Raw genomic sequence first — 16,962 nt, 5'->3', positions numbered from 1 at the left:
CTCATACGTCGAGCTTGATAACGCAATATGACCAATATTTTTTGAAAGGAGGAGGTTTTTTTATTTTCTTAGAAAATAAAAACATGAGATGTTTATAAAAAGGAGTGATTACGTGTTTCACAAAAAAACATGGAAGAGCCTACTGATTGGACTTGTGACGGTTTCCATGGTTGTTGTATCGTTTCCGCCCGGCGTATCTGCAGAAAGGGGTGCTGAATGCTACGATGTCAACCGACCCGTCACTCCAGAGGAACAGCGGATCGACGATGGGAAACCGATTCCCCGACAAATATTGGAGGATAGCCGATTTGACCGCTTTGTGGAAGAGTTTCAACAGGACCTTTGTCGCTCATCGGGCCCGGAAGCGGCAAAGAGACTGGTTGAAAAAACCGGCGTTCAACTGTGGAAGACCGCTGTCGATCGTGCTCAGGGGAAACGTCCCGATTTGGGGAATCTGGACCGTTATGACGACCGGCCCCTTTACTGGGCTCGGTTGCATATGACCCGTGCCTTACGCCAATGGGACCCGAACTTCACGGTGACAGAGAAACAGCGGTCAAAACTGCTGATGCGATTGGAGTATACCTCTCGCGGTCTGACAACGGTGCGATTCCCGAAAGGAAAACAGATCAAACGGGTCATGGTTAGCGGGTTCGATCCTTATCGTTTGGAACAGGAATTCCGCCGAAGTAATCCTTCCGGTGCATCCGTCCTTCAAATGGACGGGCAACGGATTGAGACCAAAGAAGGACCGGCCATTATTCAATCGGTCATGTTCCCCGTTCGGTGGCGGGATTTTGAAGATGGAATTGTGGAAGACGCCTTCGGTCCTTATCTGAAAAAAGGACCGAACCGGATTGATTTGATGATGACGATCAGTCAGGGAAGGCCCCAACAGATGGACATCGAAGGGTTTGCCGGACGGTGGCATACGGGAACGGATAATGAATTGGCCGAGCGATCCACTGAAATTCCCCCGGTCTCCCACTGGCCGATGCCTGATTCACCCCTTGAATTTATTGAAACGACCCTCCCCTATCAGGCAATGGTCGAAGCGGAAACGGGTCCCTGGCCGGTATTGTACAATGATGAAGTGTGTGAATGGTTGCCGCCGGACTATGTGGATCCTTATGTCTGCCATGAAGGGGGACCGACACCGGGTTCGAAAGCCCGTTCCGGGGGCGGGGGAAGTTACCTCTCTAACGAAAGTCAATATCGCTCCAACCGACTCCGGATTGCACTCGGGGCGGACGATATCCCTGGAGGTCATCTCCATAATGCCGCTTTGCAGAACTACCCGGAGGACAAGAACGTTTATATCGATGCAAAATTCCGTGAGGAACGGAGAGCGACGGTTGATCAGACGGTGGCTCTGGTCCAAGCGGCTGCTCGATCGCTATATGAAAAGTAAATCGCTCCAAAGAGCAATTGCTTCCCCGCTTGTCGGCGGGGTTTTTTTGAACGTGTTTTAAATGTGTTACATTGGAAAAGAGGGGCTTCTACTGGTTCCGTTCCATGTTGGGACGAACCCACCCTACTTGGGCTTTTCATCGTATATGGAGTTTACATCGCTTTTATTGAGAAGGGAGACGAGATGACAGTGAAAAAAGGTGAGGGCCTCTCATATGCCGGAAAAACTTTTTTTATTTTAGGCATCGTGTTTGTCGCATTCAACCTGCGTCCCGCGCTTACTGCCGTCGGGCCCTTGGCGGGATCCATTCGCAGGGATCTGGGGTTGTCCCATATTGCCGTCGGCTTGTTGACTACTCTTCCATTGATCGTCTTCGGTCTCCTTTCACCTTTGGCTCCCAAAGTCGGCAACCGTTTTGGAAACGAGCGAATGATTTTTGCCGGTCTGATCGCATTGGGCGTCGGAATCGCGATCCGTTCGTTACCTCAAGCTTCTGCGTTATTTGTGGGGACGGTTTGGGTAGGAGCGGGGATCGCGATCTGCAATGTGTTGTTGCCGGGGGTGATCAAGCAGAGGTTCCCCGAAAGGGTGGGCCTGATGACCAGTGTGTATTCCACAGCGATGACACTTTGTGCTGCATTGGGATCGGGTCTCAGCATTCCGGTCGCCGAGGGGTTGAAGCTCGGGTGGCAAGGATCTTTGGGAATTTGGGGTATTCTCGCGGGGATCGCCGCCATCCTGTGGTTGCCCCAATTGCGTGTTCCCGGCCGCTCCCGGCGTCTCCCCCTTCGAGAAGCGGTGTCGCCGGGTCGAGGGATTTGGCATTCATCTCTGGCTTGGCAAGTGACGTGGTTTATGGGACTGCAATCTTTCGCTTTTTATACCACAGTGGCCTGGTTGCCGTCCATTCTCCATGACAGGGGAGTGAGCGTTGCGGATGCGGGCTGGTTGCTCTCCTTGACCTTGTTGGTCGGTGTCCCGGGTACGTTCCTCGCACCGGTGCTTGCCGACCGTCTTCCAAATCAGCGGGGCCTTGCCGCGGGGATCAGTTTGATCTACTTTTTCGGGTTTGTTGGGTTGCTGATCGGCGGGAGTTATGGAATGTTTGTTGTGAGTACGGTGTTAATCGGTCTGGCACAAGGGGCCTGTGTCAGTCTTTCCTTCGCCTTTTTCGGATTGAGAACGACGACTGCCCGTCAAGCGGCGGAGTTATCCGGAATGGCCCAGTCTGCGGGATATCTGTTGGCGGCAGTAGGCCCTTTCCTGATCGGGTGGCTCTTTGATGGGATGCATTCGTGGACTCTCCCCTTAATCACGCTGTCGGTCAGTTGTCTCTTCATGCTTTTGACGGGGTGGGGTGCAGGCCGATCTGGACAAGTGAGCATCCAAATGGATGATCGGTAACGGATTCCCCGGGTTGAGTACGAGATAGACCCTGCTGAGCGCATCAGCAGGGTTGCTTTAAGGGATCATGCTACCGACTGTTTCCTTTGCCGAAGATCTTGTTGAACAGTTTATCTCCGTTTTGTCGGTTTTTGGCGGCGTCGTCCATTAGATCGGAAAGAATCAAACCCCCGATGGTTCCTGTGGCGAAGCTTCCGACGGCACCCGTCAAGCGAGAGGATGGATCCTTTTCGGAAGCGGCCGGTGACGACGGTTCGAGTTGATTCGCAAGGTCCCTCAGTGCGGCATCCAAAGGTCGGATGGCATCCTCCGGACGATCCAGCAACGAATTCGGCAGGAAGAGTTCCCGTGAAACCTGTTGTTTTTTACCCGAAGCGCAAGGGTTCGCAGATAACCGCAAACGAATGCCCTCCGGTTCCAGAGCCGTCAGGAACATCACGTGGTACAATCGGTTTTTCCACCCTCCAACAGGTGAGAAAATGAATTCCTGGGCGTCTCCGCTGAAAACGCGGGAAGCCGATGTTTCCTCAAATTCAAGGGCTTCCCAAGTACGGAACAATCGGCGCAATGGATCCGAAGGATTGACTTGGACCGGTGTCGTGACCGTCACCGGCTTTCGTCCGGTTTCCGCTAACCGAACCTTGGCGTGGTAACAGATGGGGGAGCCGGAGATGGGTAATGTTTTGGGCAGTGGCATACTGAAATCCCAAGTTTGTGTTTCCGACGGGGAAATGGTAACAGGTGCGCTGATTAAGCGGGCGGATTTGATCGGTTCGCTGTACTCCCGTTCTTTGACCCATGCGGTGATCACCAAGGAGATCTCCAGTTCTTCGATCCTTTGTTCAGAGGATCCCCCCGCGACCGCCACGCGGCCCTCCACGGTTTCTCCCGCCTCCCAGGCGGATCGGTTCAGCCACAAATTGACTTCGGTCGCTTCCTCTGACGGTTGCTTCATCATTTTTTTCACCATCATCGAATTTACACTCCTTCGGTGATCCGAAATCCCGGGGGGACTGATATCGCTTTCTTATTCTGTCTCTATTGAACCAGGGATTTAATGACACTTCAATAAAACGAAAGGATTATATAAAAGTTATGCTGCGGCTGCATTTCGATGATACGATAGTCTTACCCGGGAACTTTTAGCGGCACCGTGAAACGGGAGGAGTGGGTATGTGATGTCGAATGACTTTTCGTGACCATTACAACCATCCCGAGTCTCAGCCGTATCGACGGGGAATACCATAAAGGGAAACGATGCTGTTCAAAGAAAGGAGTTCACCATGAACCAAAATGTTCCGGATCATCCCTCCCGAACCTGGGGGATGCTGTGCCATTTAAGCGCCATCATCGGCTATGTCCTCATACCTTTGGGGCATTTGATCGGCCCTCTTTTGATTTGGTTGTTAAAGAAAGATGAGTTCGTCGAAGTGGACCTCCAAGGCAGGGAAGCTCTTAATTTCCAGATTACCTGGACCATCTATGCTCTGATTTCCACGGTTCTGATGGTGATATTGATCGGCTTTGTATTGATCGCCGTCGTCCATGTCAGCGGGTTGATTTTGACCGTTATCGCTTCTGTCAAAGCCAAAGACGGAATTCCATACCGGTATCCGATGACGTTTCGTTTCTTGTGAGATAGAAAAAAACAGCCTTTGTCAAGGGCTGTTTTTATTTTTTCATTCTTTTCAAAGTATTTATTGAAATGATCAGTTGGTTTTGATAATGTAAGGGCGTAAGTTTCTACATCGCAGAGAGTAACACCGCATGGAGCTGCTGCCAGCCGGGACTGTGACAGGTGAAATTTCGGGATGGAAAGGGAGGAACAGTGCGATGAGTGTCACCTTGGAAGGTTACAAACAACCGAATCTGGAAGGAAGCTTGGTGCACTACAAACCCCGTTACGAAAACTTTATCGGAGGAGAGTGGGTGGCTCCCAAGGGCGGAGAATATTTCGATAACCCTTCTCCGGTGGACGGGAAAACATTTACTCGCATCCCCCGTTCCAAAAAAGAGGATGTGGAGCTGGCAATCCAAAAGGCTCATGAGGTGAAGGAAAAATGGGGGAGTATGCCGGCGGCGAAGAGGAGCCGGATTTTGCTGAAAATCGCCGATCGGCTGGAGGAAAACAAGGAAATGTTGGCCGTTTCCGAATCCTGGGATAATGGAAAGCCGATCCGTGAAGCGCTGGCTGCCGATCTGCCCCTGGCCATTGACCATTTCCGTTATTTTGCCGGAGTGATTCGCGGAGAGGAAGGCGGAATTTCGGAAATCGATGCCAACACGGTGTCAATGCATATCCACGAGCCGATCGGTGTCGTGGGTCAGATCATTCCCTGGAATTTTCCTCTTTTGATGGGGGCGTGGAAGCTGGCTCCCGCACTGGCTGCGGGCAATTGCGCCGTACTGAAACCGGCGGAGCAGACACCGGTGACGATTCTGCTGTTCGCTGAGCTGATCGCCGATCTCTTGCCTCCCGGAGTACTCAATATCGTAAACGGTTTCGGCCCGGAGGCGGGTCAAGCCCTGGCCACCTCCCCCGGTATCGGAAAAGTGGCTTTCACCGGCGAGACGACAACGGGCCGGCTGATTATGCAGTATGCTTCAGAGAATATCATCCCTGTCACACTGGAGTTGGGCGGAAAATCCCCCAATGTCTTCACGGAGAGTGTGATGCATCGGGACGACGCTTTTTTGGAAAAAGCGATCGAAGGATTCACCATGTTTGCACTCAATCAGGGGGAAGTGTGTACCTGTCCTTCCCGCGCTTTGATTCAGGAGTCCATCTATGACGAATTTATGGAACGGGCATTGGAACGGGTCAGTCAGATCAAGACGGGGGACCCTCTTAACCCTCAAACGATGTTGGGAGCCCAGGCCTCGGAGGATCAGTATGAGAAGATCATGAGTTATATCGATGTCGGCAAGCAGGAAGGGGCCAAACTGTTGACCGGTGGGGAACCCTTTCAAAACAAGATGTATCCCGACGGGTTTTATATAAAGCCGACCGTTTTTGAGGGAAACAACCGGATGCGCATCTTTCAGGAGGAGATTTTCGGGCCGGTTGTCTCCGTCACGACCTTTAAGGATGAGGAAGAGCTTTTGGAAATTGCCAACGATACTTTGTACGGCCTGGGGGCCGGTCTGTGGAGCCGGGATGCGCATCAAGCCTACCAGGTGGCGCGGAAAATCGAGGCGGGTCGCGTCTGGGTCAACTGCTATCATCAATATCCGGCTCACGCCGCCTTCGGCGGATACAAACAGTCGGGGATCGGACGGGAAACCCACAAAATGATGCTGAACCATTACCGCCGTACGAAAAACCTCCTTATCTCCTACGATAAAAACCCGGCCGGGCTGTTTTAACGGAATGGAGAGGGAGGGGGTGAAGCGTATGAATCGTGTTCCGAGAGTGCTGGTGACCGACGGGGCGAAAAAGGTGATCGACCAGCTGCGCAAGGAGCACGGTGAATTGATGTTTCATCAAAGCGGAGGCTGTTGCGACGGTTCTTCGCCCATGTGCTTCCGGCAGGGACAGTTTCGTGTCGGAGCCAGCGACGTCCTTCTCGGTCAGATCCACGGGTGTCCTTTTTATATGTCCCGTACCCAGTTCGAGTATTGGAAGCATACCCAACTGACCGTGGATATCATCCGGGGGAGGGGAGCTTCCTTCTCCTTGGAAATCCCCTTGGGTCTTCGCTTCCTGATCCGGTCCCGCCCCTTTACAAAGGCGGAGTCGGAGAATCTGGAACCGGTGGAAGCGACTTCGTAAAAATGGTTGTTTTCTTGGAAATCCCGCCATCAATCGGCGGGATTTCTTTTTTAATGAGGGAGGATTTTTGCCCTTATTTCATGCCAAACAATTGGTTCAGGTAAGGATTTAAAAATAAACCCTGCGGATCCATTCCGGAACGGATCTTAAGGAAATCATTCCATTTCGGGTATATCTCTCTTAGTCGGTCTGCGGTGAGGGAGTGCATTTTGCCCCAGTGGGGGCGTCCTCCATAGCGGAGAAAGATCTCCTCAACTGCGTCAAAATACTCCCGGTAGGGCATTCCCTTGTACATGTGGACGGCTACGAAAGCGGAATCCCGCCCGTAGGCCGGGCTCAGCCAGATGTCGTCCCCTTTGACGTACCGGCACTCCACGGGAAAGTGGACGTTGATGCGGTGCTTGTGAATGCAGGACTGGATCTCTTCAACGACCGATGCCAACTGTTCCGCCGGGATGCTGTATTCCATCTCGTGGAAACGGACCAGGCGGGGGGTTGTGAAGAGGCAATGGCTGTAACCCGTTTCCTCGTTAACGGGGACTCTTTGGGCCGACAGCTTGCTTACCGTCGCGCTGAGACGGGGGAACAGTCGGGCTCCTTCGGATAGACACCGGAAGACCCCGTTTTCGACGGCCAGTTTGTAGAATGGGATCCAGCGGCGGTTTTTTGCAGGGATCGGGTCCGTCTTGTTCAAAAACTTGGCCTGAACCTTGTTGGTATGGGGGAACCAGAAGAATTCAAAATGACGGTGATCGCGTTTCAACTCGTTTAGCCGTTTCAAGGTTTCATCCAGCGGGAGTCGGCAGCTTCGGTAGTGAAGCTGAAATGCAGGCACGACCCGGAGTCGGACTTGAACGATGATACCCAGGCTGCCGAGGGAGACTTGCGCCGCTTTAAACAGTTCCGGGTGTTCCGCCACGGAGCAGTCGATGATGTTTCCGGCGGCGGTGACGAGAGTGAGTCCTTTCACCTGGCTGGACAAGTTGCCGAATTGGATTCCGGTGCCGTGGGTTCCCGTGCTGATTGCTCCGGCAATGGATTGGGCGTTGATGTCCCCCAGGCTTTCCTGGGCCCATCCCTTCTCCAGGAGTGTTTTTCCCAACTCTTTTAGTTTGGTACCCGCCCACAGGTGGGCGACTCCGTTTTCCACCCCGATTAAGCCTCGCAGCCGGTCCAGGGAGAGAAGCACGCTGTCGGTTCGGAAGAGGGGCGTAAAGGAATGGCCGGAGCCGACCACGCGAATCCGCCTCCCTCGGCTTGTCCCTTTTTGACAAGGTCCACCACTTCATCAACCGTCTCCGGAAACGCGATCTGTTCCGGAAAGCACTCAACGGAACCGGACCAATTACGCCATGGTTTGCCGATCGTTTTCAAAGAAAACACCTCCCGTGCCCGCGGTAGGTTTTCACTCGATCGACGATCCGTCCTTCCGAAAGCCAGTACAAGTGGTTAAAGTGTTCGCACAGTTCTCCGGCTTTGCTGTGGCGCATAAAGACAGGGTCTCCCAGGTTTAATTCCACAGCCCCTCGGTAGCGGATGGGCGTCTGCACTTCTCCAGCCCCTTCCGAAGGGAAGAGAGAGGCGCCATCCGGCAAGTAAGGCAGGGGCAACCTATCCGGACCGGCTCTTCCGGAAGCGGTATAACCGCCGCCGGTACAGGTGAAAATCCCCGGTTGGGGCCGGCGGGTGATTTCGATGGCAAAACCGGCGGCGGGCCGGTAGCGGACATCCCGATAATAATCGAACAAACCCGGGGCATAAAACCCGGAGCCGACAGTCACTTCGGTCACCGTATCCTCCAGGCTCGTCGTGTGCAAACTGCCCGTTCCCCCACCGTTGATGAAGCGAAGGGGGATTCCCAGTCTCCGGATCGCTTGGACTGTTTTTGCCCTCCGTTCGGCGATTTCCCGGACGGATCTTCCCTTCAGAAACCGGAGAAGGGTGTTTTTCAACCACTGACGGGGATAGTGGTCGCCGACTCCGGCGATTTGCGCTTCGTACCCCATCAGTCCGTCCAGGTGAACATGATGGGAGGCCGCGATGCGTTGTACGAGGTGAAGCATTTCCTTCTCACCGCGGATCGGGGAGCGCCGGACACCGAAGACGAGACCGGGATATCGGACAGACAGGTCCAGGTCGACGCAGAGGGGGATGTGGCTTTCCTCTCGCCGGGCGATAGATTCGATATGATCTACGTGTTGTGGGTTGTCTACCATTAGGGTGACCGAGTTTCCTTTGCGCACCGCCCGGGCTGTCGCTCGGATCTGGTTTTTGTCCCAGGCGGGATATGCGACGAGCAGATCCGCGAGTCCCCGTTCCGCCAAGAACAGCGCTTCCGGAATGGTAAAGCACATGACTCCTTGAAAGGGATCACCCTGTTTCAAGATGTAGCGGATCGACTGAACACAGCGCAGGGATTTGGTGGCGATACGTATTTTCTTGCCGTTGTTCCTTTTGCGGATTTTCCGGATGTTCTCCTGCAGCAGATCGAGATCGAGGTAAGCAAAGGGTTTGGGAATGTTTTTAAAAGAGTTGCGATAGTAGTCGTAATCTCTTCGAATCACGTTTTTCACCTCCGGGACCGGGAAGCGGCTTTTTGTCACAGAAAGGGGATGGCGGAGTCTGTAGTGGTGAGTATACAATAAAAAGTATATAATGAAAATTGGCAAAAGGTAATTAGTTACAAATGGAGATGTCTTCTATCCACTCATCGATCTCTTACTTGCCAGAATGAACATCGTCACGTCACACCCTTGAATCACGGGAGAGGAGGAATCGCTGTGAAGTCTGTCAGGATGGGGGCCGTTTTTATTTCCTTGTTGCTGGTGGTTCCGCTGTTGGTAACCCCCGCCGCCGGGGCGGAAGGGAAGAGGCGAAAGGGGGAAACTCCCCAACAGTTGTTAAGAGGGATGACTCTGGAAGAAAAAGTGGGCCAGATGATGATGGTCGGTTTTTACGGTTCCGAGCCGACGGAAGATATCCGGCGCTTGATCCGGGATGTCCATGCTGGAAATGTGATACTCTTTTCTTACTCGGATAACGTGCAGACACCGGTGCAGACGGCGAAGCTGACCAATGGGCTGCAGCGGATCGCCGAAGAGACTCGGCTGAAAATTCCCCTTCTGATCTCGACGGACCAAGAGGGGGGCGTGGTTGCCCGGATGACCACAGGGGCGACGCAATTGCCGGGAAACATGGCCCTCGGTGCCGGACGGAAGCTCAAGGATTCTCATGAAGCGGCCCGAATCACCGGTGAGGAGCTTCGCGCCGTCGGAATCAACATGAACTTGGCACCGGTGCTGGATGTCAACGTCAACCCGGACAACCCGGTGATCGGAGTTCGTTCTTACGCTGAGGATCCGCATCTGGTGGCCAATATGGGGGCGGCTGCGATCAGGGGCTATCAACGCCATTCGATGGAGAACCGGGTGGTGGCCACAGCCAAGCATTTCCCCGGCCACGGCGATACGGATACCGATTCTCACCTCGGTCTGCCGGTCATCGACAAGAGTCGGGAGGAGCTGGAGAGGGTGGAGCTGGTTCCCTTTCGACGGGCGATCGAAAGCGGGATCGATGCCATCATGACCGCTCACATTCACGTACCCGCCCTGGACGATACCCCCAATTTGCCAGCGACACTATCCAAGCCAATCATGACCGGGCTTCTGCGGCAGGAGATGGGATACGATGGTCTGATCGTCACCGACTCCATGACCATGGCCGGAGTGGCGGATTACTTCGGCGGTGTGTCTCAGGCGGCGGTGAAAGCGGTAGACGCCGGGGTGGATATCGTGCTCCTGACTCCCGCTCTGACCGCGGATGAGCAGATCGAAGTGTACCAGGAGATCCTCGAGGCGGTCCGGTCCGGGGATATTTCCGAGAAGCGGATCGATCAGTCCGTCAGGCGGATTTTGAAGGTGAAGTTGAAGTACGGTCTGTTTATGAATCACCAAGTAGACGAGGACGAAGTGGCGGAGCGTGTCGGCACCCGGGAACACCGGGAAAAGGCGGATGAGATCGCCCGTCGCTCGATCACCCTGGTCAAAAATGAGCGCGGTCTGCTTCCCCTGAAGCTGTCCGAGGATCAAAAGCTGGGGATCATCAGCCAGTACCCTTTGAAAGAGCAGGTGGACCGGTATCACTCCCACTCGACGGAGATCCATATGAAAGGAGTGAACCCCACCGATGAGGAAATCGACCAGGCGGTAGAGATGGCGCGGAAACAGGATGTGCTGATCGTCGGCACCTATTCGGCCAGTCTCTATCCGCAGCAGATCAAACTGGTGCAAGCGCTGCAGGAACTGGATAAACCGATGGCCGTCGTCGCTTTCCGCAACCCTTACGACATCCAAGATTTTCCCGGGGTGGACGCCTATGTGAACACCTACGGTTATCGCCCGGTCTCCCTGGAGGCGGTGGCGGATACGCTGTTTGGTTCCAATCAACCCCAGGGGCGCCTTCCGGTCACCATTCCGGATTTGTACCCCTACGGCCACGGGTTGAGTTATAGCGGATCCGAACCAACCGATAGGATAGATCCTTGACCGGGATTGTTATCTCCTGAGCCTCCGAAAGGAGGCTTTTTTTAAAGGGACTGTCGTGAAGGGTGAAGGGTTGGTATGCTGATCATGGATTAAAAACAATGATCGAGCATGAGAAGTTGATTGGAACCGGGAAAGGAGAATGGCCATGCACGTATTGGTAACCGGAGGGACCGGGTTTCTTGGCCGGTCTTTGGTTCACCGGTTACTCCGGGAAGAATATCAGGTATCCGTACTGGTTCGTTCCGAAAAAAAGAGACTCCGATTGCCGAAAGAGGTACGGGCCGTTCGAGGAGATGTATTGGACCCCGATTCCCTCGCCGGATGTTGTACAGGAGTGGATTGGGTGTTTCACGCGGCGGGGGAAGTAGCCTGGGGGCGAGGAAAGCGCCGATCCATGTTCCGGACCAACGTGGACGGGACAAAACAGGTGGCGCAAGAAGCTCTTCGAGCGGGGGTGAAGCGGTTCGTCTACACCAGCTCTGCCGCGGCTGTTGGGTTTTCGACGGATGGAAACCCGGTGGACGAGTCCTTTCCCTTTAACGGGGAGGAACTGGACATCGGGTATGCCGTCGCCAAACGGAAGGCTGAAGAGGAGGTACTCCGGCTGGCCAAGGCGGGGTTGCCTGCGGTGGTGGTCAACCCGGGAGTCATTCTGGGAGATGGAACCCCCTCCTTTACCTCTGCTGTAGCCCGGGGTCTGTTACGGGTGGCACCGGAGGGAGGGGTAAACCTTTGCGATGTCCGGGATGTGGTTCGGGGTCATTTATCGGCGGCGGAGAAGGGTGCTGTCGGTGAACGGTACATCCTGGGAGGGATGGATCTGCCGTTGGCTGACGCCTTCCGCCTGATCCAGCGAAAAGCGGGAAAAAAGGAATCCGTCATCGTCTTGAAGCGAAAAATGGCTCAGGGGCTCTCCCTAGCGGCGGAAACAGCGGGATGGCTGACTAAGCGTGAGCCCGCCTTGGCTTGGGATTTGGCCCGATTGGCGGGCTGTTGTGCCTATTATTCCTCGGCCAAAGCGGAACGGGAGCTGGGATATTCCCGTACACCGCTGGAAGAAACGATTTCCCGGGTGGTCGGACGGATCCGGGAGTAAGCGGCGACAGAGGATTTCTTTTCCGATTTGTGCCATGCTGTGGGAAGCGTTAAAATAGTCGGGTACCGAAATAATAGGTGGTGTCTACGCAACATGATGATGACGAATCAATGGCGTCTTCTACATACCGGCTTGAAGAACAGCGCGGAAAACATGGCTATCGATGAGGCGATCCTGGTTGCTCACAGTGAGGGAAAAGTTCCCCCCACGATCCGTTTCTACGGCTGGGACCCTTCCACTTTATCCATCGGCTATTTCCAAAAAGTCCGCAAGGAAGTGGATATGGACCGGTTGCAGGAGAGAGGGTTGGGCTTCGTCCGCCGCCCCACCGGGGGAAGGGCGGTTTTGCACGATCAGGAGGTCACCTACAGTGTGATCGTTGCAGAAGATTATCCCGATATGCCCACCTCCGTCACCCAGTCCTACCGGGTGATCAGCACCGGTCTGCTGGAGGGATTCCGCCGGCTGAACCTGAAGGCGGAGATGGTTCCGATGGAGAGTGAAGAGGAAAAAGCCCGGTACGCTTCCATGGGTTCCGCTGCTTGTTTCGACTCACCTTCCAATTATGAACTGGTCGTCGAGGGGAGGAAAGTGGCGGGGAGCGCCCAAACTCGCCAAAAAGGCGTGATCCTTCAGCACGGTTCGATTTTGCTGGATTTGGATGTCGAACTGTTGTTCGATGTGCTCCGGTTTCCGTCGGAACGAGTGAAGGAACGGATGAAACGGGGGTTTCTGCAAAAAGCGGTTGCGATCAACCAGTTGCGGGAAACGCCGGTTGCAGTGGAGGAGGCAGTGGATGCCTTTACCCACGGCTTTGCCAAGGGGATGGGAATCCGCCTCGTGTCGGGAGAACTAACTTCATATGAAGAAGAACTGGCGGAGCGGCTGGTGCAAGAGCGTTACGGCACTGAGGCGTGGAACTTGAAGAAATAATTCAGGTAAGGTTTTAAGAAGGATGTGACAGATAGGACCCCGTTAACACAGCCACCTCGATTGTCGAGGTGGTTTTTTGGTGTGTCCAGGATATCAGAAACCCTGAAGGGGGACGGTGATTCATCTTTAATTCAGATTTGGCAACAATACCAGTGCCGAAATCGGAATTAGATTTTATTGAAGCCATGCCTGAAACCGCTTACGATAAAACGGAAATCGATTGATTTCTTTTACTATGAACATGTAAGGAGGTATGGACCATGCCCGATACGGATTCATCCATCCCGATGGGGGCAGATTCTGATGATAAAGGGGATATTCGCGTTAAGATCCAACGGTTTGGCAGCTACTTGAGCGGTTTGATCATGCCCAACATCGGCGCGTTTATCGCCTGGGGGCTGATTACGGCGCTGTTTATCCCCAGCGGATGGTTCCCCAATGAAGATCTGGCCCGACTGGTGGAGCCCATGATCCAGTTCCTGTTGCCGCTTCTCATCGGTTATACAGGGGGGAAAATGGTCTTCGGTTCCAGGGGCGGGGTGGTTGGTGCAACGGCGACGATCGGCGTGATCGTCGGAGCGGACATCCCGATGTTTCTCGGGGCCATGGTGATGGGGCCCCTCGGCGGTGTCGTCATCAAATATGTGGATCGCTTGTTTGAAGGGAAGGTTCGGTCCGGCTTCGAAATGCTGGTGAACAATTTCTCGGTGGGTATTGTCGGGGCTCTGTTGACATTGGCCGCCTATAAAGCTGTCGGTCCGGTCGTCCTGGCGCTCAACAAAATACTGGCCGCCGGTGTGGAATGGATCATCGCTACAGGGCTGCTGCCTCTGGCCAACGTCTTTATAGAACCGGCCAAAGTTCTGTTTCTAAACAACGCCATCAACCACGGTATCCTCAGCCCGATCGGCGTCAACGAAGCGGCGGAGACAGGTAAGTCGATCCTTTTTCTGCTGGAGCCGAATCCGGGACCGGGGTTGGGAATCCTGTTGGCTTACTGGGCCTTTGGCAGGAAAACGGCCAAACAATCGGCTCCGGGAGCCGCCGTCATTCACTTTCTCGGCGGGATTCATGAGATTTATTTCCCGTATATCCTGATGCGGCCCGTCCTGATTCTGGCCGCCATCGCCGGCGGGATCAGCGGCGTGTTTGTTTTCGCTCTCTTTGAAGCAGGACTGGTGGCTGTCCCCTCACCGGGCAGCATCTTTGCCCTGCTGGCGATGACTCCCCGCGGGAACTATGACGGTGTCCTGACCGGAGTGATTGTCTCCACCATCGTCTCCTTCCTGGTGAGCGCCCTCTTTCTGCGAAAGAACCGGGAGGGGACGAAGGAAGATTTTGAGGAGGCTTCCCGGAGAGTGCAAGATCTGAAGGGGAAACCGGCTGATACCGCGGATCAGCCCCTGGACTTTGAAGAGGAAAACCCCGAGGTGAACAAGATTGTGTTCGCCTGTGACGCCGGTATGGGTTCCAGCGCGATGGGAGCGTCCGTCCTTAAGAACAAGGTGGAGAAGGCCGGTCTCCCCATCGAGGTGACCAACACCTCCATCAATCAGCTGCCTGAAGACGCGGACATCGTGATTACGCACAAAAACTTGACGGATCGGGCCAAGGCGAAACAGCCGAAGGCGCGTCACCTGTCCGTCGACAATTTCTTGTCCGCTCCCCTATATGATGAACTGATCGAGGAACTGAAACGATAGGATTGTGATTTCCCATGTATGTTTCATCACGGGAACGGAATATCATCCGGTTGCTGATCAAAGAGGAAGAAGCCCTGACCGTTCAACAGATTGCGGATCATCTGCGGGTCAGCCCCCGCACCGTTCACCGGGACTTGAAAGGGCTGGATCAAGTACTGGCCCGCTTTGGACTGAAGCTGAACAGACAAGCCGGGATCGGGGTTTCCATTGAGGGGGAAATGGCTGATAAACAGGCGCTCTGGTCGGCTGTGAGCCGTCTTTCCTTTTCCGAGTACACGCCGGAGGAGCGGAAGGCCTATCTGTTGAGCTCTTTGCTGGAGTCGTCGGAACCGTTGAAGCTGACCTCCCTGGCCCGGGAGTTGAAGGTCACCCCGGCGACGGTCAGTCAGGACCTGTCTCTATTGGAGGGGTGGTTGGACTCATTCGATCTCCGGATGATCCGCAGACGGGGCTGGGGGGTGATGATCCAGGGAGCGGAAGATGCCAGAAGAAAAGCGATGAGGGCTTTGATCGCCGACTCTTTTCCGGAAGAGGAGCTTCTGCATCTCTTGAAGGAACCGGCGCAGACCCCATCGCTCGGCCGGGTGGAACGGATTTCGCAGCGCTTGCTGGGTCTGTTGGAGAAGGAACATCTGGCGGTGGTCGAGGAGATCGTCCGCCGTGAGGTTTCCGCATTGCCCTACGCTTTGGCGGACAGCGCCTATATCGGTTTGGTGGTCCACATCGCTCTGGCAGTGGAGCGGATCGGAAGAGGGGAGACACTGGCACGGACTTCACCGGAAACCGGGAAAGACACCCGGGAATTCGAAGTCGCCGCCCGGATGGCAAAGGAGTTGGAAGATGGTCTGCATCTGGATATTCCGGAAGCCGAAGTCGGATCCATCGCCATGTACCTGCGGGGGGCGAAGCTGCGGGACGAAAAGAGAGATTGGCCGGAAGAGGCAGATGTGGAAATCGCCATGAAGGCGGCGGAGTTGATCCGGTTCGTAGAGGCGGAGACAGGAGTGAAGTTGACGGATCACTTTTCTCTGAAGCAGGGCCTTATCGTTCATCTGGAGAGGGCCGTGTATCGCCTAAACCAAAACCTGCGGATTCACAATCCTCTGCTCGAGGAAATCCGGCGGGGCTATCCCCGGCTTTTCGGGGTCATTCGGGAAGGGGTGGAGCAGGTGTTGCCTCACCTTTCCGTTCCCCCGGAAGAGATCGGATATCTTGTGATGCATTTCGGATCCTTCCTGGAAAGAAGAGAAACGGCGGGTTCGATCCGGGCCCTGGTGGTCTGTTCCAGCGGCGTCGGTTCCTCCAAACTGCTGTCCAGCCGCATCCGGAAAGAGATTCCGGAAATCAAGCAGTTGACGAGAGCTTCTCTATTGGAACTGAAAGAGCTGGATACCGACCGTTATCATCTGTTGATTTCCACAGTTCCTCTCCCTCCGGAGTATGAGGGATATATCAGGGTTCATCCTTTTCCGACGAAAAAAGACATCCAAAATATAAAGGATCAGCTCCCCCGGTGTCAGGAGCAGGCCGGTGATGCGAAAGCCCTCTTGCCGGAGGACGGGGTCTCGACTCTGAAGAACGTCCACGAGTGGACGGGCCACGCTTTAGCTTTATTAAAGGGGTTTCGCCATGAAAAGGTGGAAGATCCCGGCGAAACCCCGGAAGCCTTGTTGTATCCGATTCTTACCCGATTAGAAAAGGCGGGGGTGATCACGGAGGCGGGACAGGTTCTAACGCGGCTGATGGAGCGGGAGAAACTGGGCGGGATGGGGATCCCCGGAACGCGGTTGGCTCTGTTTCATACCCGAGGCGGAGGAGTTGAGAGATCCTCGTTTACGGTCCACTCCTTGTCCCGGCCTGTGTGCATACGGGGAATGGATCAATCCGAGATGGAAGTGACAACGCTACTCTTACTGCTGGCTCCGGACAAGATTTCCCGGGCGGGATTGGACCTGCTCAGCTGGATCAGTTCCTTCATTGTGGAAAGCCGGTACCACATCCGGATTTTTGAATCCGGGTCTCCGTTAAGGGTGCGGGAATTCCTGACTGAGCATTTGCTTCGTTACCTGCAAGAAATGACAACAGACAAGGAGCGATAA

At 54.6% G+C, this 16,962-nt stretch carries 12 protein-coding genes and 1 pseudogene; 10 read left to right on the top strand and 3 right to left on the bottom strand.

Features of this window, described 5'->3' with window-relative positions; genetic code table 11:
* Positions 1-112: 112 nt before the first annotated feature.
* Both CHM34_RS02510 and CHM34_RS02505 read left to right on the top strand, forming a co-directional pair.
* The gene (locus CHM34_RS02510) at positions 113-1,411 is read left to right on the top strand and encodes a PA0049 family protein (protein ID WP_094262974.1); all 1,299 of its coding nucleotides are present in this window, start codon (positions 113-115) and stop codon (positions 1,409-1,411) included.
* Positions 1,412-1,594: 183 nt separating this feature from the next.
* Complete coding sequence (locus CHM34_RS02505; protein ID WP_094262973.1) at positions 1,595-2,815, top strand: CynX/NimT family MFS transporter; 1,221 nt, start codon at positions 1,595-1,597, stop codon at positions 2,813-2,815.
* Positions 2,816-2,885: 70 nt separating this feature from the next.
* On the opposite strand, the gene CHM34_RS02500 is transcribed toward CHM34_RS02505, so the two are convergent.
* On the bottom strand, positions 2,886-3,788 hold the full coding sequence (locus CHM34_RS02500) for a sporulation protein (RefSeq protein WP_094262972.1): 903 nt from the start codon (positions 3,786-3,788) through the stop codon (positions 2,886-2,888).
* A gap of 310 nt (positions 3,789-4,098) precedes the next feature.
* Between CHM34_RS02500 and CHM34_RS02495 the strand changes: the two genes are divergently transcribed.
* The 3 genes from CHM34_RS02495 to CHM34_RS02485 all read left to right on the top strand — a co-directional run bounded on the left by CHM34_RS02495 (position 4,099) and on the right by CHM34_RS02485 (position 6,587).
* Positions 4,099-4,452, top strand: a complete 354-nt coding sequence (locus tag CHM34_RS02495; protein WP_094262971.1) for a DUF4870 domain-containing protein — start codon at positions 4,099-4,101, stop codon at positions 4,450-4,452.
* Positions 4,453-4,648: 196 nt separating this feature from the next.
* Positions 4,649-6,181 carry an aldehyde dehydrogenase family protein gene (locus CHM34_RS02490; RefSeq protein WP_094262970.1) on the top strand — a complete coding sequence of 511 codons (1,533 nt, stop codon included), beginning with the start codon at positions 4,649-4,651 and terminating at the stop codon, positions 6,179-6,181.
* A 28-nt stretch (positions 6,182-6,209) separates the two neighbouring features.
* Positions 6,210-6,587: a DUF779 domain-containing protein gene (locus CHM34_RS02485; RefSeq protein ID WP_206093733.1), complete on the top strand. Its 378-nt coding sequence runs from the start codon at positions 6,210-6,212 to the stop codon at positions 6,585-6,587.
* A gap of 73 nt (positions 6,588-6,660) precedes the next feature.
* On the opposite strand, the pseudogene CHM34_RS02480 reads toward CHM34_RS02485, so the two are convergent.
* Both CHM34_RS02480 and CHM34_RS02475 read right to left on the bottom strand, forming a co-directional pair.
* Positions 6,661-7,970: pseudogene (locus CHM34_RS02480) on the bottom strand (D-arabinono-1,4-lactone oxidase).
* Positions 7,958-9,151, bottom strand: a complete 1,194-nt coding sequence (locus CHM34_RS02475; RefSeq protein WP_240511823.1) for an amino acid deaminase/aldolase — start codon at positions 9,149-9,151, stop codon at positions 7,958-7,960. Before CHM34_RS02475 ends, CHM34_RS02480 begins: the two are co-directional and overlap by 13 nt.
* 216 nt (positions 9,152-9,367) lie before the next feature.
* Between CHM34_RS02475 and CHM34_RS02470 the strand changes: the two genes are divergently transcribed.
* The 5 genes from CHM34_RS02470 (at position 9,368) to CHM34_RS02450 (ending at position 16,962) form a co-directional block, all read left to right on the top strand.
* Positions 9,368-11,131: a glycoside hydrolase family 3 protein gene (locus tag CHM34_RS02470; protein ID WP_240511822.1), complete on the top strand. Its 1,764-nt coding sequence runs from the start codon at positions 9,368-9,370 to the stop codon at positions 11,129-11,131.
* A gap of 145 nt (positions 11,132-11,276) precedes the next feature.
* Positions 11,277-12,227: an NAD-dependent epimerase/dehydratase family protein gene (locus CHM34_RS02465; protein WP_169713547.1), complete on the top strand. Its 951-nt coding sequence runs from the start codon at positions 11,277-11,279 to the stop codon at positions 12,225-12,227.
* A 96-nt stretch (positions 12,228-12,323) separates the two neighbouring features.
* The gene (locus CHM34_RS02460; RefSeq protein ID WP_439116304.1) at positions 12,324-13,160 is read left to right on the top strand and encodes a lipoate--protein ligase family protein; all 837 of its coding nucleotides are present in this window, start codon (positions 12,324-12,326) and stop codon (positions 13,158-13,160) included.
* A gap of 287 nt (positions 13,161-13,447) precedes the next feature.
* Complete coding sequence (locus CHM34_RS02455) at positions 13,448-14,863, top strand: PTS mannitol transporter subunit IIBC (protein ID WP_094263094.1); 1,416 nt, start codon at positions 13,448-13,450, stop codon at positions 14,861-14,863.
* A gap of 14 nt (positions 14,864-14,877) precedes the next feature.
* A complete protein-coding gene (locus tag CHM34_RS02450) occupies positions 14,878-16,962 on the top strand; it encodes a BglG family transcription antiterminator (protein ID WP_094262967.1) in 2,085 nt (694 codons plus the stop codon).

It is taken from the genome of Paludifilum halophilum, assembly GCF_002245355.1.
Taxonomy (GTDB): Bacteria; Bacillota; Bacilli; order Thermoactinomycetales; family DSM-45169; genus Paludifilum; species Paludifilum halophilum.
The sequence above is the reverse complement of the archived record's forward strand: the minus strand, read 5'-3'. Positions and strand labels throughout refer to the sequence as shown.